22 protein-coding genes and 1 tRNA gene are annotated in these 18815 nt (G+C 60.7%); 11 read left to right on the top strand and 12 right to left on the bottom strand.

Features of this window, described 5'->3' with window-relative positions; translation table 11 throughout:
- Positions 1-12: 12 nt before the first annotated feature.
- The 4 genes from IU397_RS01145 to IU397_RS01130 are packed head-to-tail and all read right to left on the bottom strand — an operon-like array spanning position 13 to position 2569.
- Entirely contained in the window at positions 13-1143 is a 1131-nt protein-coding gene (locus tag IU397_RS01145) for an MFS transporter (protein WP_204409747.1), read from the bottom strand.
- A 41-nt stretch (positions 1144-1184) separates the two neighbouring features.
- Positions 1185-2171 carry an NAD(P)-dependent oxidoreductase gene (locus tag IU397_RS01140; RefSeq protein WP_204409745.1) on the bottom strand — a complete coding sequence of 329 codons (987 nt, stop codon included), beginning with the start codon at positions 2169-2171 and terminating at the stop codon, positions 1185-1187.
- 25 nt (positions 2172-2196) lie between these two features.
- Positions 2197-2472, bottom strand: coding sequence for a LysR substrate-binding domain-containing protein (locus IU397_RS23760; RefSeq protein ID WP_204410559.1), 276 nt, complete (start codon positions 2470-2472; stop codon positions 2197-2199).
- On the bottom strand, positions 2414-2569 hold the full coding sequence (locus tag IU397_RS01130; RefSeq protein ID WP_204409743.1) for a hypothetical protein: 156 nt from the start codon (positions 2567-2569) through the stop codon (positions 2414-2416). The genes IU397_RS23760 and IU397_RS01130 overlap by 59 nt, the downstream gene beginning before the upstream one ends.
- 523 nt (positions 2570-3092) lie before the next feature.
- Here IU397_RS01130 and IU397_RS01125 point away from each other — a divergent pair.
- From IU397_RS01125 to IU397_RS01100, 6 genes are all read left to right on the top strand, one after another.
- Positions 3093-3731 carry a 50S ribosomal protein L25/general stress protein Ctc gene (locus tag IU397_RS01125; protein ID WP_204409741.1) on the top strand — a complete coding sequence of 213 codons (639 nt, stop codon included), beginning with the start codon at positions 3093-3095 and terminating at the stop codon, positions 3729-3731.
- Positions 3732-3828: 97 nt separating this feature from the next.
- A complete protein-coding gene (locus IU397_RS01120; RefSeq protein ID WP_204409739.1) occupies positions 3829-4752 on the top strand; it encodes a hypothetical protein in 924 nt (307 codons plus the stop codon).
- A gap of 58 nt (positions 4753-4810) precedes the next feature.
- Positions 4811-5497 carry an aminoacyl-tRNA hydrolase gene (gene pth, locus IU397_RS01115; protein ID WP_204409737.1) on the top strand — a complete coding sequence of 229 codons (687 nt, stop codon included), beginning with the start codon at positions 4811-4813 and terminating at the stop codon, positions 5495-5497.
- On the top strand, positions 5494-6540 hold the full coding sequence (locus IU397_RS01110; RefSeq protein ID WP_204409735.1) for a DUF2332 domain-containing protein: 1047 nt from the start codon (positions 5494-5496) through the stop codon (positions 6538-6540). Before pth ends, IU397_RS01110 begins: the two co-directional genes overlap by 4 nt.
- 68 nt (positions 6541-6608) lie before the next feature.
- Positions 6609-6986: a DUF2237 family protein gene (locus IU397_RS01105; protein WP_204409733.1), complete on the top strand. Its 378-nt coding sequence runs from the start codon at positions 6609-6611 to the stop codon at positions 6984-6986.
- Positions 6983-8245, top strand: a complete 1263-nt coding sequence (locus IU397_RS01100) for a glycerate kinase (protein WP_204409731.1) — start codon at positions 6983-6985, stop codon at positions 8243-8245. The genes IU397_RS01105 and IU397_RS01100 overlap by 4 nt, the downstream gene beginning before the upstream one ends.
- A 3-nt stretch (positions 8246-8248) precedes the next feature.
- On the opposite strand, the gene IU397_RS01095 is transcribed toward IU397_RS01100, so the two are convergent.
- From IU397_RS01095 to IU397_RS01075, 5 genes are all read right to left on the bottom strand, one after another.
- Positions 8249-8773: a helix-turn-helix transcriptional regulator gene (locus IU397_RS01095; protein ID WP_204409728.1), complete on the bottom strand. Its 525-nt coding sequence runs from the start codon at positions 8771-8773 to the stop codon at positions 8249-8251.
- Between the two features lie 15 nt (positions 8774-8788).
- Complete coding sequence (locus tag IU397_RS01090; protein ID WP_204409726.1) at positions 8789-9208, bottom strand: hypothetical protein; 420 nt, start codon at positions 9206-9208, stop codon at positions 8789-8791.
- An 81-nt stretch (positions 9209-9289) separates the two neighbouring features.
- Positions 9290-9550 carry a hypothetical protein gene (locus IU397_RS01085; RefSeq protein ID WP_204409724.1) on the bottom strand — a complete coding sequence of 87 codons (261 nt, stop codon included), beginning with the start codon at positions 9548-9550 and terminating at the stop codon, positions 9290-9292.
- Positions 9551-9787: 237 nt separating this feature from the next.
- Entirely contained in the window at positions 9788-10933 is a 1146-nt protein-coding gene (locus IU397_RS01080; protein ID WP_239479521.1) for a slipin family protein, read from the bottom strand.
- A gap of 432 nt (positions 10934-11365) precedes the next feature.
- Positions 11366-11440, bottom strand: a tRNA-Lys gene (locus IU397_RS01075).
- 323 nt (positions 11441-11763) lie between these two features.
- Here IU397_RS01075 and IU397_RS01070 point away from each other — a divergent pair.
- Positions 11764-12492, top strand: a complete 729-nt coding sequence (locus IU397_RS01070; RefSeq protein WP_239479520.1) for a DUF4344 domain-containing metallopeptidase — start codon at positions 11764-11766, stop codon at positions 12490-12492.
- A gap of 48 nt (positions 12493-12540) precedes the next feature.
- Here IU397_RS01070 and trpB read toward each other — a convergent pair whose 3' ends face one another.
- Positions 12541-13773: a tryptophan synthase subunit beta gene (gene trpB / locus IU397_RS01065; protein ID WP_204409714.1), complete on the bottom strand. Its 1233-nt coding sequence runs from the start codon at positions 13771-13773 to the stop codon at positions 12541-12543.
- A gap of 90 nt (positions 13774-13863) precedes the next feature.
- Positions 13864-14490, bottom strand: a complete 627-nt coding sequence (locus IU397_RS01060; RefSeq protein WP_204409713.1) for a class I SAM-dependent methyltransferase — start codon at positions 14488-14490, stop codon at positions 13864-13866.
- 145 nt (positions 14491-14635) lie between these two features.
- Here IU397_RS01060 and IU397_RS01055 point away from each other — a divergent pair, with 145 nt between their 5' ends.
- The 4 genes from IU397_RS01055 to IU397_RS01040 all read left to right on the top strand — a co-directional run bounded on the left by IU397_RS01055 (position 14636) and on the right by IU397_RS01040 (position 17973).
- Positions 14636-15520: a LysR family transcriptional regulator gene (locus IU397_RS01055; protein WP_204409711.1), complete on the top strand. Its 885-nt coding sequence runs from the start codon at positions 14636-14638 to the stop codon at positions 15518-15520.
- A gap of 116 nt (positions 15521-15636) precedes the next feature.
- Positions 15637-15957 carry a hypothetical protein gene (locus tag IU397_RS01050; RefSeq protein ID WP_204409709.1) on the top strand — a complete coding sequence of 107 codons (321 nt, stop codon included), beginning with the start codon at positions 15637-15639 and terminating at the stop codon, positions 15955-15957.
- A 49-nt stretch (positions 15958-16006) separates the two neighbouring features.
- Entirely contained in the window at positions 16007-17098 is a 1092-nt protein-coding gene (locus tag IU397_RS01045) for an AbrB family transcriptional regulator (protein WP_204409707.1), read from the top strand.
- Positions 17095-17973, top strand: a complete 879-nt coding sequence (locus IU397_RS01040) for an amidohydrolase (protein WP_204409703.1) — start codon at positions 17095-17097, stop codon at positions 17971-17973. Before IU397_RS01045 ends, IU397_RS01040 begins: the two co-directional genes overlap by 4 nt.
- On the opposite strand, the gene IU397_RS01035 is transcribed toward IU397_RS01040, so the two are convergent.
- A complete protein-coding gene (locus tag IU397_RS01035) occupies positions 17970-18731 on the bottom strand; it encodes an ABC transporter permease (protein WP_239479519.1) in 762 nt (253 codons plus the stop codon). The genes IU397_RS01040 and IU397_RS01035 overlap by 4 nt on opposite strands.
- Positions 18732-18815: the final 84 nt, after the last annotated feature.

Below are 18815 nucleotides of genomic sequence, written 5' to 3'. Positions count from 1 at the left end.
ATATGTGATTTACTAGATCCGCCGCAATGGGATCAGCAGTGGAAGAACCAGAAGGATCAACACACCCATCGCGGCAAAGCTGTAGCGTAGCGAGCTGAACTCTGACACCAGCCCCATGATGGGAGGGCCGACGAAAAAGCCCGAAAAGCCGATGACCGAGACGCGGGCGATAGCCACCGTCCGATCCTGACGCGGGATGCGCCGACCGGTCAGTGCCAGGGCCGTGGGGGCGATCACCGACACGCCTAACCCCAGCGTGCCAAATCCCAGATAGGCGACCCACGGCTCGGATGCCAAGGCTGCGATCCCTGCCCCCAACGCCGTCAGCAACGCCGCCCCGCTGAGCAAAACGGAGTCTCGCATCCGGTTGCTCAGCACCTGCCCGGCATAGCGGCCGATGCCCATGGTCAGGCCCAGCATCGCTGGGCCAAGCGCGCCCTCTGTCGGGGCCCCGGCCAAGGTACGTTCGATATGCAAAGCAGACCACGTATCGGTGGCACCTTCCACCATGAAAGCCAGCAGCACGATCAACCCACCCGGAATAATGATGCCAAGCGGTAAACCGGGCCGCGCCTCCCCCTCTTTACGACGGGGGGAGCGCGGGGTCTGCATCGCCAGGCTGAGCCCCAGAATCACCACCCAAAGGAGGCCGAATATCGCGATAGGCGGCGTCTCGAACGCGCGACCGATGCCGGAAAAGACAGCACCCCCCGCATAGGCAAAGGAAAACATGGCATGGTTGAAATTCATCAGTGATCGTTTGTGCCGCGCCTCCAACTCGCTCACCCGAGCGTTCATCAGAATATCGGCCAAGCCCGAAGCCAAGGCGACCGCCAGCATGGCCACGCCCAGAAAGACTGGATTATAGGACAAGCCCGGCAACAGAAACGCAGTGCCCAGGATCACGGACGCCACCGCAATGCCGCGCCGCCCCAATCGCACATCCAGCGGTGGCGCGACCCACATGGCCGCAATCAACCCGAGCGAGGCCATCGACAGGACTGCGCCAAACAGCGCATCACCTACCCCGACACTGGCCTTGATCTGCGGGACATAGGCCGCAAATGCCCCCCAGCACAGGCCCATGACCACAAAGGCCGTCGCCGGTTTGCGCGAGATATAGAGTGTCGAAGACCTTCCCATCCCACGCCATTGAACGATCGGGCGAGCCAGTACAAGAGGCGTTATTCGACCGGATAGGGTCCCTCGGCAAACACCGTCTCATGGTATCCTTTGGCACCCACTTTGCGCGCCAGATCACTGCCAATCAGTTCGCCGGCGGCAAGCTGTACCAAAACGGATCGGAAGTCATGGTGTGGCTGCCAGTCCAGGTCGGCTTGGGCCTTGCCGCTATCATAAACCCGCGTGATATGCGGGAACATCCGAAATCCAAGCTGAGCATAGATTTCCAGAAAATTCGGCACGTATTGCGCAACAACTGCCGGGGCATCTTGCGCCAACGCGGATGTATCATCTGGTTTGAACGGCGTCGCCCCACTGATGATGTATTTGCCAAATCCGACGGAGGCCGCGTGACGCAGCGCACAAAGGTGAGCCGTCACCACATCTGCGATATCCACCCGGCGAAACAGAAATTCAGTCGCCTTCAAATTGGCATCGGCATAGGCACCGCGCATCTGCGCATTGTCATCCTGTTCCGGAAAGAACCTCGAAACCCTCAGCACCACCACCGGCAGGCCGTCGGTACGGTGGGTGAGTTGGCACAAATCCTCAGCCGCACATTTGGTGACCCCATAGATATTGCGCGGAACGGGCGTGACGGTTTCGTCGATCCAGGCGGCAGGAGCACCCGGCGCCGGTGTCAGCGCAGCTCCAAAGGCACTGGTCGTTGATGTAAAGACGAACGCACCAACATTTGCTGCAACAGCCGCATCAAGCAGCGTTTGCGTACCGCCGACATTGACTTCAATGAAATCCCGGCGATCATGAGTTGCGGCATGGGGCTTGTGCAGAGTTGCGGCATGCAGAACGGCGTCGACCCCCGACATGACCTGAGCAACCAAATCAGCGTCGGCGATACTACCAACCACATCGGTGAACGGCCCTGGCTTGATGTCCAGGCCCACAACACCTTGCCCCTCATCCGACAAGACCCGCATGAGCGCCTCGCCCAGATGGCCCGAACTGCCGGTTACCAGAATTTTGCCCATTTCACCTGCTCCCTAATGTGCCCAGCTAACAAAAACTGAGGGGGTCGAGCCAGTCGATCACCGCCTCAACAGCGGGATCCCCCGCCTGATCGACATGACGCAACAGCCAAATGGGGCGTGTGGGCGACGGTGACCCATCTGGCATATCGTATTGCACCAATCTGGGGTTGGTCCGGGCCATTGCGGTCGGCAGCAGCACCTTGTCTAAACCGGCGCAGACAGCGTGGTGGGCGGTTTCCAAATCACTGATCCGAATCACCGCTCTTGCGCCCTGCCCAGCGCTCCAACGCGCCTGGGCCAGAGGCCCGCGCGGCCTCGTACCCGATGATGTTCAGGTCCGCGGCATCCAGATCCGCACGGGCATAAAGCGCAAAGCTCAGATCACCCAGATGACGCACCTTGACACTGCTTCCGCCGATATGCGGGTGGCAAGCCGCAATGCCAGGTCGGCTTCGCGCCGTGTCAGGGACAAATCCCGCGCCTCGGGCACCAGATCGACCGTCAGGTCAGAGTGCCGCTTCGGCAAAAGGGCAAGTGCTGGTACCAATAGCAGGTTGATCAATACTGGCCCTGCTGTCACGCTCGCGAAGCCGATGACGGGACCGTCGGACTAACCCAACGCAGGGGAGATCTGAGCGGCAGGGCCACTTTTTGACGGCCAGACCGCCGCCGGTGGGATGTGGTTGGTCCAGGCCACCTGACATTGACCGGCTGGAGGCTTTGATCCGCGCCGATCCTTTCTGCCAACCGGCTTGCGCGCCCATCACCGCATCTTGCACTGGAACCGGGTCTTTCCGGATGGTGCGATCGTGACGTCGACGCCTAAATAGCCCCTTCCCAAACGGGGCAAAGCCGCCTATATGCCACTGCTCACACCGGGCCTACACCCTTGGAGGAAGCCCATAATTTAGGAGAATTACCATGGCTGAAGAGATCCCGGATCTCGTCGCCACGGCACGGACGGGGACAGGCAAGGGGGCCGCCCGTCAAGCTCGCCGCGACGGGCACGTACCTGGCATCGTTTATGGCGGCGGCACTGATCCGCTGCCCATCAACATCCCCTTCAATGTGCTGATGAAGCGCCTCAAGGCAGGTCGCTTTTTGTCGACATTGTTCAACATGAAGGTCGAGGGCCAAGATGATGTCCGCGTCATCTGCCGCAACGTGCAGCGTGACGTGGTCAAGGATTTGCCGACCCATGTCGATTTCATGCGCCTGCGCCGCACCACTAAGATCAACCTGTTTATCCCAGTTGAATTCGTGGGTGAAGAGGTGTCACCCGGCATCAAACGCGGTGGCGTTCTGACGGCCGTGCGGCCCGAAGTCGAACTGGTCGTGACTGCGGGTGATATCCCTGAAAAGATCACGGTGGATGTGTCGGAGATGAATGTGGGCGACACGGCCACAATCTCGATGGTGGAACTGCCCTCGGGCGCCAAACCGACCATTGACCGCGATTTCGTGATCGCCAACATCACCGCGCCGTCCGGTCTGCGCTCGTCGGATAACGAAGATGGCGATGAAGCAGTCGAAGGCGAAGAGACGCCAGCGGAAAGCTGAGTTTGCACCGATCACTGCCAATCGAAGGGGGCGCCGGTGGCGCCCCTTTTTCTTTGGTGCTGTGCTTTCTACAACCGACATGCATGCGGGAGGGGTCATGATCACACTCTTCACAGGCCTTCTTCACCGGGTGATCCTCATCACCGCGCTTGGCCTGATAACCGTCAGCTTTTCCGAATTGTGGTTCTATCCTATGGCGCTGACCCCGGCTCTGGTCGAACTCGGGGCGGTTTATGGCCTGATGGGTCTGATTTTTGCGATCAGCCTGGCCCGGTTCCGGGTGGGGGGCATTGCCGGATTGTTCGCGGCGGCGGGGCTGTTCGGGTTCATCGCGGAGGGTGTTCCGGTGACCGAGCTTTACCGGTCGCTTCCCTTCACCATCCTGTGGACAAGCCTGGCCTGGCATGCGCTTCTTACCGTTTGCGTTGGCTTGATCCTCTATCGTCGGATCATGGCCAGGGGTGGCTGGATCTGGGCGGCCAGCCTGAATGCGGTCATCGGTACGGGCCTGGGTATCTGGGGCGGGTATATCTGGAACAGTTCCGGGCTGGGCTGGGCTCCGGTGGAAACCTTTGGTGCCCAGTTCCTGGTCGGGTACGGCGCTTTCATGCTGGGACATTTTCTGCTGGATCGGCTCGCCCCCCTGCATCTGCCTTCGGGCCACCACGAATATCAGCTCTGGCTCGGCCTTGCCGGTCTCGCCTATCTCCTGCAACCGCTTTTGGCGGCCTTTCCCGTTTCGTTGGCGTTTCTGCCCCTGGTCGGCGTATCGATCTGGGCGCTCCACGCCCAACGCGGCACGGGAAAGCTGGCCATACTGTCAAGGCTTGAACGAGACCGCATTCCCCTCAAACGCTATGCGACCAGCCTGATCCTGCCAGCCACGGCCTTGGCCGCCTACGTGGCGGCGACGACCCCGCGAACGGGATATGAAGCCAATGCCTGGCTGATCCTGACCGCTGGCCCACTGGCAGCGCTCCTTTGGGCACGATCCCTCGCGGCTATCTTCATCCGTCGGTAGCTCTGGTCTTTTCACCCGCGCAACGGCTAAAACGCCCGTGAGTAAGAGGACCGGCCCCATGCGTCTTTTCGTGGGCCTCGGCAATCCCGGGGCCAAATATGCCCGCAACCGGCACAATGTCGGTTTCATGGCCCTGGACCGGATTGCATCCGATCACGGCTTTAGCCCCTGGCGTGCGAAGTTTCAGGGACAAACGGCCGAAGGCACCCTGGGCGGCACAAAAACCCTGCTACTCAAGCCCCAGACTTTCATGAACAAATCCGGTCAATCCGTCGGCGAGACCGCCCGGTTTTACAAGGTATCACCCGCCGACATCATGGTGTTCCATGACGAGATCGACCTGGCGCCCCAAAAGGTGAAGGTCAAGCAGGGAGGCGGCCATGCGGGCCATAATGGGTTACGCTCGATCCACGCCCATCTTGGCGACGGGTATGGTCGGGTGCGGCTGGGCGTTGGGCATCCGGGCCACAAGGATGCCGTGCCGGGCTATGTGTTACGCGATTTTCCCAAGGCGGATGACGATTGGCTGGACGATCTGATGCGCGGGATCAGCGATGGCGCAGCTGACCTGGCCCGGGGGGATGCGGGACGGTTCATGAATGCCGTTGCCTTGCGCCTCAACCCGCCGCGCTCCTCGACCACGCAGCCAAAATCGGCGGCACGGGCCGAAACCGCCGCGCCCGAAACACCGGACCATCCGGACAACCGAACCGCGCTGCAGCGCCTTGCGGATCGCTTCCGATGACGGACATCCTTAAGGATTTCGCGGATCAGTCCATCGGCTGCACCAAACTGGGCTCGTCGTTCATGGGACGGTTGATGGCACTTTTTGCAGAGCGCCTGACCCCAGGCACGTCCGTGGCCGACCGCATTCTGACTTGGCCCGGCAATACCAGCGCCGGCGGAGCGAGCGTGCCGCTGCGCATCGGTGGGGGATTGCATGCCCTGGTCCTGAACAAGGCCGATGCGGACCTGAAGGCTGTCTTCCCACCCCACGACGCAACCGATGATGCACTATGGGCAGCGGTAGAGACCGCGCTGACGCGGCATAAGGCCTGGTTCATGGCGTGGCTCGACCACGCTCCGCAGACCAACGAAGTGCGCCGCTCTACCGCTCTGATCCCCGCCTTTCACATGGTAGCCCGGGCAACCGGTCTGCCACTGGCACTGCATGAGCTGGGAACCAGTGGAGGGTTGAACCTGCGCGCCGACCAGTTCCACCTGATCGCAGGCAACGCACATTTCGGCCCAGCAGACAGTCCGATCAAGCTCGCGCCCGACTGGACCGGACCGGCCCCGTCCCCTGCGGATTTACGCATCACGACACGGCGCGGGGTCGACCTGAACCCGCTTGACCCGACCAATCCAGACGATCAATTGCGCCTGCGCGCTTACCTTTGGGCAGATCAGCTTGACAGGATGGAGCGCACAGAGGCCGCGATGCAAATAGCCGCGGCCCATCCCGCGCACATAAATCGCGGCGATGCCATCGAATGGCTGGCAAATGTACTCAGCCGCCCGCAAGAGGGCGAAACCCGGGTCATCTATCACACCATCGCCTGGCAGTATTTCCCGGAAGCCTTGCAAGCCCGCGGTGCAGATCTTCTGGCCAAGGCCGGTGAACGCGCCACATCAGGTCAACCGCTCGCTCATATCTCGATGGAGTGGGATTCGGGCCGCGGTGCGGCCCTTACCGCGCAGATCTGGCCCGGAGGAGGGCCATGCGAATTGGCACGGGTGGATTTTCACGGGCGTTGGCTGGACTGGACTGGGCCCACGGAACTGTAAATCGTATGTATGGGATATGTATGCTTTGCATATTGTCCATGCCCGACCGAACGCAAAGGGAAGCTGGAATGGAAAAAGAGGCATCGACCAACGTTCTGGGTGGCACATTGATGCCATGCTCGCTGGATCCGGTCACCGGATTTTTTCGCAATGGATCTTGCGATACCTGCTTTGAGGATGCCGGCAGCCATACGGTTTGCGCTGTCATGACGGCGGAGTTTCTGGCCTATTCCAAATATGTCGGCAACGACCTGTCCACACCCCGGCCCGAATTCAGCTTTCCGGGTCTGAAACCAGGCGATCATTGGTGCCTGTGCGCGGGCCGGTTCTTGCAGGCCCATGATGAGGGGGTGGCCCCCCATGTGAATCTGGCTGCGACCCACAAGAAGGCCTTGGACATCGTGCCGCTCGATGTGTTGAAAGAACATGGCGGAACACTCGGATGACGCCGCCGGATCTGTTGCGCCGGATGTTTGACGAGGCGGTCAAAGCCGCGGACCCCATGGCTTGCATATCCGCGGCCTTGCCGCCGAAACCAACCGGCCGCGTCGTGGTGATCGGGGCAGGCAAAGCCTCTGCCAGGATGGCCGAGGCGGTGGAGCAGGTCTGGGGGCCTTGCGACGGGCTGGTGATCACGCGCTATGGATATGCAAGACCCTGCCAGGGCATTCGCATCGTCGAGGCCGCGCATCCCGTGCCCGACCAGGCAGGCGTCGATGCCACCCGCGAACTGCTTGATATACTGGATGGTCTTGGGCCGGACGATTTTGTTCTTGCCCTGATATCGGGGGGGGGCTCTGCACTGCTCTGTGCGCCGGCCGGGGACATGACCTTGTCGGAAAAGCAGCAGATCAATCAGGCGCTCTTGGTGTCCGGAGCGCCGATCAACCAGATGAACATCGTGCGCAAACATCTGAGCGCGGTAAAGGGGGGACAATTGGCAGTGGCAGCACATCCTGCGCGGATGCTGACGCTGACAATCTCGGACGTGGCGGGGGATGATCCGGCCTTCATCGCGAGCGGCCCGACGGTCGCTGACCCGTCGACCCCGCAGGATGCGCTTGCCATTGTCGACCGTTGGGCGATTGATCTGCCACCCAGCGCCAAGGCCGTTCTGGCCGGACAAACTGGCGTCGTGCAGCCCGGTGATGTGCGGCTGGCCACCTGCGACACCCGCATCATCGCCGCACCGTCGCAGTCGCTGGACGCCGCGGCCGAACTTGCCAAAGCGGACGGGTATGACGTCCGCATCCTGGCCGATGACCTTGAAGGAGAAGCCCGCGATCTTGGGGCTGAACAGGCCCGGATGGCGCTTGGCCTACAAGCCCGCATGACGTCGGGTGACGCGCCGATCCTGCTGTTGTCAGGCGGCGAATGCACAGTGACCCGCCGCGGTGACGGTGTCGGCGGCCCGAATGCAGAGGCGATGCTGTCTGCCGCCATTTCCTTGCAAGCCGCACCCGGAATATGGGCCATGGCCTGCGATACCGATGGCGTCGATGGCGCGGCGGAAGTTGCAGGCGCCTTGATCGGGCCCGATATCCTCAAACGCGCCAAGGACACCGGAATTGACCCGCAATCGGCGCTGGACCGCAATGATGGACACACATTCTTTGAAAAGACGACGGCACAGATCGTGACCGGTCCGACCCTCACGAATGTCAATGATTTCAGAGCTTTCCTAATTCAACCACCGGTCCGCTAGGCGCTATTTTACAGCGACGGCCAGTTGTGACGCGCGAGCCGGTGCCAAGGCATCGTCCATCAGATCATCAATGAACAAGCTCAGCAATTGGGGCCGGCCGCTCACACCTGCCTTGCGATAGATCGCATTGGTCTGCGCCTTGACCGTTCCTTCGGACGTGGACCGCAAATTAGCGATTTCCTGGGTTGTCATGCCCTTGATCGCGAACAGCGCAACATCGCGTTCCGCAGGCGTCAGACCCCAGGTGGCGAACCGCTCTTCCAGCAATTCCAGGAATGCACCGGACGCGGCGCGAAGCTGATCTTCAACGCGGGCCGTTCGCCGCCGGGCCTGACGCACCGCCAGTAACCCAACGACAACCCCGAGGATTAGACCAAGGGCTGCTCCGATCTCAATGAATTCATGCACTTGCCAGTTGATCGGCCCAATGGGCAATCCCAGGATCGAGATCAGGATGTCAGACACAAAGAAGATGGCGCAAAAGACTTGGATGATTAGGACGGCAGCCAGGATATAGGGGCTAGTCATGATCGGATACCGCAATCAATCGTCGCCGTCATCATCGCCATCGTCGCCGCCATCATCGTCGCCGCCATCGTCATCATCGTCGTCATCGTCATCATCGTCGCGACCACCCGCAGACCGACCGCCACTTTGGCTACGATTGCCGGTGTCGTCATCTCCCGGATCCAATATTGTTGCGCTGCTACCACCGCCGCGACGGCGGGAAAAGTCGCGCATGATGACACCGGTAGACGGATTATAGACGATCTCGCGCGTGGTATCTCCCCGCATGGCCACAATACGAATGCGACCCAGTATCGTGCGGCTGGCCCGGATTGAGGTGTAGCCCTGCGATTGCAATTGCCGTTCGATCTGGGAGACACCGCTTTGTGCCTGCGCCACCATCGGCGCGGGAATGGCGAAGGCCAGAACAAAGACGATCAACAGACGCTTCAACATGGGCAGTCCCGGGATGACGCAATCCTCACCTTACTTGTCAAAGGCGGTTGGACTGTCCTACAGACGCAATCCCGCGTCAGTTTAATCATTTTCGTCGTCATCGTCATCTCCACTACGATCGTCGTCGTCGCGACCGCGGTCATGGTCGTGGTCACCAAGCAGGGCGCCGACGCTGGCCAATTCGACCTGGATGCGCCCTGCCTGTCGCGGGCCATCCACCGCCAATCCCGCCTGCGCAGTGTATCCAAGAAGGAGGGCTAAGGCGAAAACTGTTGCGCGCCCTTTGATGACAAGCTGTCCGTTCTTGATCTGGGTGCCCGCATCCGTGAGTAGATATAACAAAGAAGCACTGGCTGGTAAAAATCTCCATTCGCCAAAGGTTTAACGCCCAGCTGCTAAACTCTTAATTGAACGCGTTAAACGGCAGTTTAGACGGAAATGACCCGATTTGACGAGGGGGAATGACAATTTGGCATGCACGATTATCCAGCATAGAGCCGGTGCTAAACGGAAGTTTAGGCCGCATCACGCTGGAAACATGCGATGGGCCAACCCGATCCTGACGGATTGGCCCTGTTTTTAGTCGCGCAGACGGACGATGTCAGACATCAGACCCTCTGTCCCGTTGTGCACGGTCAGGCGTTCGACTTTCCCGGCGATGGCCTCCAAGGCCTCAAGCTCCTTCAGCCGCAACATCACCGGGTTCTCGGCCATGACCTTGGCCGTGTTCAAAAGCGAACGCGTTGCGTTCGTTTCCTCACGGCGCCGGATCACGTTGGCCTCGGCCTGCTTTTCCGCCGCGACCACCTGGTTCAGGATCTCGCGCATCTCGCCCGGCAGGATCACGTCTTTCAACGCAATCTCGCCGACCTCGATCCCGATCTCGGCCATCTCGGTCCGGACCTGACCGGCCGCCTCGGCATCGACCGACACCTTATCCGCCAGCAACTTGTCCAGCGTCAGGGCGCCCAGCGTCTTGCGAAAGGCCAGTTGAAGCGCGCGGTGCAGCGCCTCGACAAAGTCCTTCACCGCCGTCGCCGCCTTGACCGGATCGGTCACGCGATACTCCGCCGTCAGGTTGACCCGGATCGTGACGCGGTCCTTGGTCAGGATCTCCTGCCCCGTGACCTCATGCGCCTGCCAGCGGATGTCCACCAGCTTGACCAGGTGCTTGCGCCCGACATTCCAGAACCAGTAGGTCCCCGGCTCCAGCTTGCGCTGAAACACGCCATCGACGCTCAGCAAACCGACCTTCCCGTCGCTAACCTCGGTCGAGGTCATCTTGGGCGTCAATCCGGCGCGCATCAGCCGTTGTGCAAGCTTCGGCGCAATCCCGTGCCCGTCGACCAGGGACAACCGTTCGACCGTCCAAGCTCCGGCATCAGTCCAAAAGATCAGCCGCTTATCGGGTCCCATCACCCGGTGGGCAGCCGCGTCGAGGGATACGATGGCGACCTCGTCAGACCCGGTGCGGATGTCCGTCAGGTGCTGCGCGGCCAAATCGGGCTTTTCGCGGAACAAAGCGGCCTCATAGGACGATTGGAACTCAAGATCATTGACCTGATAGATCGTCACCTCGGTCCCATCACGTTTGATCCAGTGTTCACCCGGGGTCAGGATCGTGGTCAAACGTCCCTTGTCCAGCACCAGGGCGCGTTCGGTCTCGGAAATGATGAGGCGTTTGTAGCCAAGCAGCGATTTAATCATGCGTTCGATTTTGGTCATTGATCTGTTCCTTTGGTCCTATCGTCGTCGCAAAGCGCGAACTCCTTTGTTGTGTCAGTGGGTTGCACCCGGAATTGGGTGACAGGTGTGATGCCCCGAACCGAGCAGGAAAGAGAACCGGGGCCGCCCCGCGCCATGCAGTCGGGCGGAGCGACAGAGAGCGGGCGTTACAGGCCTGGCGCGGGGCATGGGGCGGATCGAGATCCACCCGGCCCGGCCCAAGGCTGCGCGGCCGTCATCTGCCACCCGGCCCAAGGGCAGAGCAGCGAAGGCCCGTTGCCGCCCGCACCCGAAGGCGCGCATAGCGCAAGGCCACCCCTGCTGGGGCAACCCCGGAACCCAATATGTGAACCGTTTTCATACGGTCCGGCTTGGAAGGCCGGTGCCCTTTCGGGCGATCAGGAGTCGAACCTGCAGCGTTGCCGCTGTACCTGGTCAAGATAACGGGAATTGAACCCGCTCCACGTAGATTAAATGTCTACTGCTCTACCGATGAGCTACATCCCAAATGGTACCTAAAACCATCCCCTTAGCCTCTTTGGCCCTGGCATACGGCAGCGGCAGTGCCACCCCGCACCGGACGAACCGCGAGTTCCATCCGCTAGGGTCCAAACACGACGTCTGAGACGCGCTGAATACGCGGGGGCGTGGGATTCGAGCAACGGTACTCTTGACCCAACGTCGCCCTGTTGCATCTACGCAACAATATTTCACGCTCACGCAATATTCGAAAAGTCTGGCAGGCGATGAGCGTCCAAGCACCACCTGGACGAAGCTGTCCTGTTCGCGGATATTTCAAAGCGCTCGCCAGTCACAAACCGAGAATGATCATGCGCCTTTCCCGTCTGTTGCTTAGCCTTGCGTTGCTGGCCTGTCCCGCCGTGGCAGAGGAAGCGGAACAGAACGCCTTTGTGGAGGGAAACATCATTGGCATCTTTTACCATGAGCTTGGTCATGCGGTGATCGACCTGGAAGGCGTCCCAATCTTTGGGCAGGAGGAGGATGCCGCCGACACATTCTCGATCTTCATGATCCATGCCCTGTTCGAGGAAGAGACCGCCCAGGACCTGGCCTACGACGTCTCATTCGGGTTTTGGGCCGAGGCGGATCTAGCCTTTGAGAATGAAGAAGACGTGGCCTGGTGGGACGAACACGGCCCCGACGAACAGCGCTTCTATAACACGATCTGCATTTTCTACGGCGGCGACCCCGATGCGCGTGCCGATTTAGCCGCAGATCTCGATCTGCCAGAGGAACGTGCGGAGCAGTGCCCGTTCGAATTCGATCAGGCTGAGGCGAGTTGGGGCACTGTTCTGGATGAACTCGTCGATCGCGGGCCCGGTGAAACCCTGGTTTTCGACGGAGACGACAGTCTAACAGGGCAGATCTTGGCGCAGGAGGTCGAAGATCTGAACGCCATGCTGAGCCTATCGGCGCCCCTTCAGATCACCGTCGAAAGCTGCGGCGAGTCCAATGCGTTCTATGACGCCGAAACCGTGGAAATCATCATGTGCGCCGAGTTCGAGGATCACCTTTTTAAGCTGGCCGATCGTTTATAACGCATTGCCAATTTTGCGCGCCCGCTGGGCGAGCAACCACGCACGACTTCAGCCGCCAGCATCCATTTCGACGCCGAGGGCCTTGGCGACGGTGAAGATGTCTTTGTCGCCGCGGCCGCACATGTTCATGCAGATCAGGTGATCGGCGGGCAGGTCTGGGGCGATCTTCATGACATGGGCCAAAGCGTGAGAGGGCTCTAATGCCGGGATGATACCCTCTTGCTCGCAGCACAGCTGAAACGCCTCTAACGCCTCTGTGTCAGTGATGCTAACATATCGCGCGCGGCCAATATCATGCAGCCAGGAATGCTCCGGCCCGATGCCCGGATAATCAAGCCCGGCGGAAATGCTGAACCCCTCCAGGATCTGGCCATCGTCATCCTGCAGCAGATAGGTGCGATTGCCATGGAGCACGCCGGGGCGACCGCCGGTGAGCGACGCGCAATGCTCCATCTTGGCGTTCACACCTTTGCCGCCAGCCTCGACCCCGATGATGTTAACCTCCTTGTCATCGAGGAACGGGTAGAACAGGCCCATCGCGTTGGAGCCCCCGCCGATGGCCGCAATGATCGTGTCGGGCAACCGGCCTTCGCGTTCCTGCAGTTGCGCCTTGGCTTCCTTACCGATGATTGACTGAAAGTCGCGGACCATGGCGGGATAGGGATGCGGGCCTGCCACGGTGCCAATGCAATAGAATGTGTCGCGGACATTGGTGACCCAGTCGCGTAGGGCGTCGTTCATGGCGTCCTTCAGGGTGCCCCGGCCAGAGGTGACGGGCACTACCTTGGCGCCCAACAGCTTCATGCGGAACACATTCGGCGCCTGACGTTCCACATCATGGGCACCCATATAAACCACGCATTGCAGGCCAAACCGCGCACAGACCGTGGCGGTGGCCACGCCATGTTGCCCCGCACCTGTTTCCGCGATGATGCGTTTTTTGCCCATCCGGCGGGCGAGCAAGATTTGCCCCAGCACGTTGTTGATCTTGTGCGCGCCGGTATGGTTCAGTTCATCCCGCTTCATGTAGATCTTGGCGCCACCCAGATGCGTGGTCAGGCGTTCGGCAAAATACATCGGGCTGGGGCGGCCCACATAATGGGTCCACAGGTCGTCCATCTCGGCCCAAAAGCTGTCATCTGTCTTGGCCTTCTCGTATTCGGCCTCCAGATCCAGGATCAGCGGCATCAGCGTTTCCGACACGAACCGCCCACCAAACTGGCCAAACCGGCCCTTTTCATCCGGTCCGGTCATGAAGCTGTTGAACAGATCGTTGGCCATGGTCGCTCTCCCGTTACCCCGGAGCGTGGTGTAGCGCGGCGGACCCATTCGGTAAAGCCGTTCGGATCGTCGCAGGGGCCCGCCGGCTGGTCAGATCTTGCGCGCCACGATGAACACCGCCTTGCTGCGGGTGGGTTGCCAGCGATGCTCGATCCCGAAACCGGCCGCCATTATGTTGCGCGCCAACTCATCGCACGTGAACACCCGCAAGGTTGGCATCAACCCCAAGGCCTTTCCCAAGGGTGCGATCAGCTTGAAATACGGCATCGTTTCCTTCAGGCAAACCGTGCTGCTGACCAATAGGCCCCCGGGTTTCAGCATTCGGTGGCATTTGGCCAAGGCGGCTTCTTTATCTTCGAGAAGATGCAAGATGCTCAAACCCAACACCATGTCATAGCCGGTGTCGCCTGGTATCCAATCCTCGATCGCGGCATGGGAAAAGCTGACATTGGTCACGCCAGCCGCCGCGGCCTTGTCCTGTGCAATCTTGAGCATTGCCTGGGACAAATCGGTGGCCTGGATGTGCCGGACGAAAGGCGCATGGACCAGCGCGGTGGATCCAGTGCCGCATCCGAACTCAAACACATCCATATCGGGGCGCAGATAGGATTGCGTGATATCAAGCTTGCGCCGATACGCGGCCTCGTCCGCGATGGGGAGGCGGGAATAGCGGGGCGCCATACGGTCCCAAAAACGGCTGGAGCGGGGGGGTGACATGCCTTGATCCGTCATATTCTGAAAATCCGGTCTGGTGCGATTGCGAAGCTGCTGGACACTTGGCCCAACACGATATGCGTTTTCCTACTCATACGAAAATCAAAAAGAAATTGCGGAAATTCGTCGGTTGGATATACGAAAATAGATGAACTGGAAAAGTATCGCCTTTGACTGGAACCAGGCGCGGGCCTTTCTCGCCACCGCCGAAGAAGGCTCTCTGTCTGCGGCGGCCCGCGCCCTGGGCCAGACCCAACCGACGCTGAGCCGCCAGGTGGCCGCGCTGGAGCAGGATCTAGGTGTGATCCTGTTCGAACGGGTGGGACGCACCCTTACCCTGACGCAATCAGGCATCGACCTGCTGGACCATTTCCGGGCAATGGGTGACGCGGCCAGCCGCATTTCCCTCGGCGCCTCTGGCCAGTCACAGCAGATCGAAGGGCGCGTGGTCATCACGGCGGCAGAGATGATGGCCTCCTATCGCCTGCCACCGATCATCGCAAAAATTCGTGCGACCGCACCGGGGATCACACTTGATATTATTGCGGCCGATGACATCCGTGACCTGCTGCGGCGCGAGGCTGATATCGCCATCCGCCATGCGGAACCCACGCAATCCGACCTGATCGCCAAGCGCTTGCCGGATGCGACGGCGCGGCCCTATGCCAGCACAGCGTATCTGGATCAGCGGGGGCGCCCCCTTAAACCGTCGGATCTGCACCCTACCGATATCTTGGCCTATGAACGCACAGAACGCTTTGCCGAAATGGTCGCCGCATTCGGCCTGCCTGTATCGGAAGACGCGTTCAGCATCGTGTCCGCCAGCGGCACCGTGATGCACCATATGATCCGCGAAGGATTGGGCATCGGATTGCTGCCAGACATGTTTGCGACGACTGATCCGGATCTGGAACCGGTCCTGCCGGACGCAGATCCTGTCCCGTTCCCGGTTTGGCTGGTCACCCATCGCGAATTGCATAACAGCCGCCGCATCCGCATCGTTTTTGATATACTGGCCGAAGAGTTATCCTGACCGACAGGAGACATCCAAAATCAAAACCGAGTTGACCATGGCAACCTTGCGCGCAATGCCCGTTCTCCAAGTGACCGATATCGACCGATCCGTGGCGTTCTACACGCGACTGGGATTTGCCAGCCACGGCGCCCTGGGGTGATCCGCCAGGCTTTTGCATCATACAGCGGAGCGACGTCACACTAGCGCTTGATCGTGGCGATGCCCCGGCTCCGAACAATCAATGGTGGGCCGCCTACATCTATGTCGATGACGCCGATGCCCTGCAGACCGAATTCGACGCACAGAATATCGAGACGACGCGCATGCACCATCCCAGCCATTACGGCTGCATCGATTTCGACGTGGTCGATCCCGATGGTCACCGGATCGCCTTTGGCCAGGCGTTGAGCCCCGATCCCGATCCGGGGCTGAATACCGATCGCGGACGCGGCTGACGGCGGTTCTGCGATTGCCCTGCCCGGCGCACCATGCGACCACCCGGCCATGGCGGTGGCAGCACATATCAGACCAGCCCCGGGCATTCCGATCATCGGCGCGTTGCTGGTCGGCCTGATCAGCGGCGCAGTGGCGGCACGCATCGGGCTCCCCTTGCCCTGGATGCTCGGGCCGATGATCGGCAACACGCTCGCCGCCTTGGCCCGTATCCCGCTAAGCGCACCAGGCAACTTGCGGATCATTGTGATCCCCATCATCGGGGTCATGCTGGGGGCCGGGTTCTCGCCCGATATGGCAGCACAGATCGCAAGCTGGGGCATGACCTTTGCCTTGCTCATCCCGTTCATGGTCTGCGCAGCGACCGTGTCATTCGTGATCTATCGCCGGATTGGCGGCTATGATCCGGTTACCGCCTTTTTCTCTGCGATGCCCGGAGGGCTGAACGAGATGCTGATCCTGGGTGATGAGGCGGGCGGTGATGGCCGCCGGATCGCCTTGGCCCATGCCGGGCGGATCCTGATTGTCATCACTTGTGTCGCGTTGTTCTTTGGCCTTTTTCTGGGGGTGCGCGGGCAGAATACCGATGACGCGTACGTCCAGTTCGGCGATCTGACCTTTATTGATGGGGTCATCCTGATCCTGTGCGGGATTGCTGGCGTCTGGATGGGCAAGGTGCTGCGATTGCCCGCCGCCACCATGCTGGGGCCAATGATCCTAAGCGCGGCGGTTCATCTGGTGCCGCTGGTCAGTGTTCCACCGCCGACCCTGCTCGTCATCGTCGCACAGATTGTCATCGGCACCGTCATCGGGTGTCGCTTCCAGGGGACGACGCTGGCGGAGATCTGGGGTGATTTGCGGTTGGGCTTCATGGCATCTATCGCGATGATCGCGGTCGCCGTGATCTTTGCCGGGGTGATTGCTGCGCTGACCCAGACAGACATGGCGCAAGCCTTCCTCGCCTTCTCCCCCGGTGGTCTGACAGAGATGAGCCTCCTGGCCTTCGCCATGGGCCAGGATGTGGCCTATGTGGCGGTTACCCATGTGGTGCGCATCGCGCTGGTGATCTTTAGCACACCTTTCGTTTTCCGCCTGACGCGGCGATACTTTTCCGCAGCAGAGGCTCCGAAAGACAGACCTTGACCAAACCCGTCGCACTCCCTCCCTTTGACGTCCCAAGTTCCCCGAACTTTGAGGTGCCGCCCCTGGCCTGTGACAGTCATCTCCACATGGTGGCTGACGACTTTCCATTATCATTGACGCGGGTCGAAGACCCCGCGCCCGGCACATTCGAGAAATGGGTGGAGCGGCTGGAGCGTCACCACAAGCAAATGGGTTTGAGCCGCCGGATCATTGTCCACTCGATCCTTTATGGTGCCGACAACGCATTGACCCTGGCCAGTATCGATGCCCTGGGGCGGGATGTGACACGTGGGATCGGCCTTGTCCCCGATGACGCACCGGCCACTGACTTGGATCCCCTGGTGGCAGGCGGGGTGGTCGGCGTGCGGTTGAATTATGTCCATGGTGGAGTGCTCAGTTGGTCCGGCGTTCAGGCGCTGGCCCCCGCCTTGGCAAAGCGCGGGATGCATGTGCAGATGCTGGTCCATACTCACCAACATATGGTCGAACTGGCCGATCATATCCGCGATCTGCCCGTCCCGGTATGTTTCGATCATATGGGATGGCCGGATCTAAGCCTTGGCCCCGGCGAACCGGGATTTCAGGCGTTGTGTCAGTTGCTGGCCGAGGGGCTGGCATGGGTCAAGCTTTCCGCCCCCTACAGGCTGTGTGATGCGCCCTACAAAGCCGCGGCACCCTTTGCCCGCGCCCTGCTCGCCGCCAATCCCGAACGGTGCCTTTGGGGCTCTGACTGGCCACATCTGATGCTGGCGGATGCGGGCCTTCCAGATGCCGGGGTGCTCTTGAACCTGCTGCCAGACTGGGCGCCCGATGCAGCGACCCGCATGCGCATCCTGGTGGACAATCCCGCACAGCTTTACGGCTTTGGGGCCTAGTTTGTGCGGGCCTGCCAGGCCCGCGCCCGGATCTCCCACGGTTGCAAGAACGCGTATTCGATCACCAGCATGACCGCCACAAAACTGAGCGAATAGGCCAGCACGGTCACCGTATCGAAGAGCTGGAAATACAGATGGATCTGGAAACCGACTCCATTTGACCGGCCCAGAAACTCGACCACCAGCACGATCTTCCAGATCACGGCCAACCCGTTTCGCATGGCGGTGGCGACAAATGGCCAAAGCTGCGGAAACAGAACGTGCCGCATACGCTGGGGCCAACTCATCCGCTGAACCTGCGCCATTTCAGACAGTCGGTGATCCAGCGATCGCACCCCTTCACGCAAGGTCACGGCCACCATTGCGGTCTTGTTGATGGCAACCGCAGCAATCGCCGCGACCTCGTTCAAGCCGATCCAAAGGTAGCACAGCACGATTACGACCAACGCCGGCAGGTTCAAAAACACAGACACCCACGGGAAAAGCCACCGGTCCAACAGGTGCGACTGCCCCAGCAGCACACCCAGAATGCTGCCCAATCCCATGGCCAGGGTAAAGGCGGCGACCACCCGGCCCAACGTGGCCAGCAGATGCTCCCACAAGACGCCGCGCGCTGCCTCTGTCACGATGACCTGCCAAACCGCCATCGGGCCGGGCAGTACATCGGGATCATCCAACCCCGCGGCTGCGACTGTCCAAAGCAGTCCCAGACCCAGCAAAGATAGCAACGTGGGCACCGGCCCGGTCGCCTGTGTCATGGCCCATCCTCCCGTCATTACGCTGACACAGTCGTGATAACCCGGCCAGCGGTTTGCGACCTTTGTCCCATGGGACAGGTCACC

The organism is Actibacterium sp. 188UL27-1 (genome assembly GCF_016901225.1).
Lineage (GTDB): Bacteria > Pseudomonadota > Alphaproteobacteria > Rhodobacterales > Rhodobacteraceae > 188UL27-1.
The sequence above is the reverse complement of the archived record's forward strand: the minus strand, read 5'-3'. Positions and strand labels throughout refer to the sequence as shown.

Excerpts from the sequence above, each read along its gene's own strand:
- IU397_RS01145 (WP_204409747.1), bottom strand. The coding sequence starts at position 1,143 with ATGGGAAGGTCTTCGACACTCTATATCTCGCGCAAACCGGCGACGGCC.
- IU397_RS01140 (WP_204409745.1), bottom strand. The coding sequence starts at position 2,171 with ATGGGCAAAATTCTGGTAACCGGCAGTTCGGGCCATCTGGGCGAGGCG.
- IU397_RS01125 (WP_204409741.1), top strand. The coding sequence starts at position 3,093 with ATGGCTGAAGAGATCCCGGATCTCGTCGCCACGGCACGGACGGGGACA.
- IU397_RS01120 (WP_204409739.1), top strand. The coding sequence starts at position 3,829 with ATGATCACACTCTTCACAGGCCTTCTTCACCGGGTGATCCTCATCACC.
- pth (WP_204409737.1), top strand. The coding sequence starts at position 4,811 with ATGCGTCTTTTCGTGGGCCTCGGCAATCCCGGGGCCAAATATGCCCGC.
- IU397_RS01110 (WP_204409735.1), top strand. The coding sequence starts at position 5,494 with ATGACGGACATCCTTAAGGATTTCGCGGATCAGTCCATCGGCTGCACC.
- IU397_RS01105 (WP_204409733.1), top strand. The coding sequence starts at position 6,609 with ATGGAAAAAGAGGCATCGACCAACGTTCTGGGTGGCACATTGATGCCA.
- IU397_RS01100 (WP_204409731.1), top strand. The coding sequence starts at position 6,983 with ATGACGCCGCCGGATCTGTTGCGCCGGATGTTTGACGAGGCGGTCAAA.
- IU397_RS01095 (WP_204409728.1), bottom strand. The coding sequence starts at position 8,773 with ATGACTAGCCCCTATATCCTGGCTGCCGTCCTAATCATCCAAGTCTTT.
- IU397_RS01090 (WP_204409726.1), bottom strand. The coding sequence starts at position 9,208 with ATGTTGAAGCGTCTGTTGATCGTCTTTGTTCTGGCCTTCGCCATTCCC.
- IU397_RS01080 (WP_239479521.1), bottom strand. The coding sequence starts at position 10,933 with ATGACCAAAATCGAACGCATGATTAAATCGCTGCTTGGCTACAAACGC.
- IU397_RS01070 (WP_239479520.1), top strand. The coding sequence starts at position 11,764 with ATGCGCCTTTCCCGTCTGTTGCTTAGCCTTGCGTTGCTGGCCTGTCCC.
- trpB (WP_204409714.1), bottom strand. The coding sequence starts at position 13,773 with ATGGCCAACGATCTGTTCAACAGCTTCATGACCGGACCGGATGAAAAG.
- IU397_RS01060 (WP_204409713.1), bottom strand. The coding sequence starts at position 14,490 with ATGTCACCCCCCCGCTCCAGCCGTTTTTGGGACCGTATGGCGCCCCGC.
- IU397_RS01055 (WP_204409711.1), top strand. The coding sequence starts at position 14,636 with ATGAACTGGAAAAGTATCGCCTTTGACTGGAACCAGGCGCGGGCCTTT.
- IU397_RS01045 (WP_204409707.1), top strand. The coding sequence starts at position 16,007 with ATGGCGGTGGCAGCACATATCAGACCAGCCCCGGGCATTCCGATCATC.
- IU397_RS01035 (WP_239479519.1), bottom strand. The coding sequence starts at position 18,731 with ATGACACAGGCGACCGGGCCGGTGCCCACGTTGCTATCTTTGCTGGGT.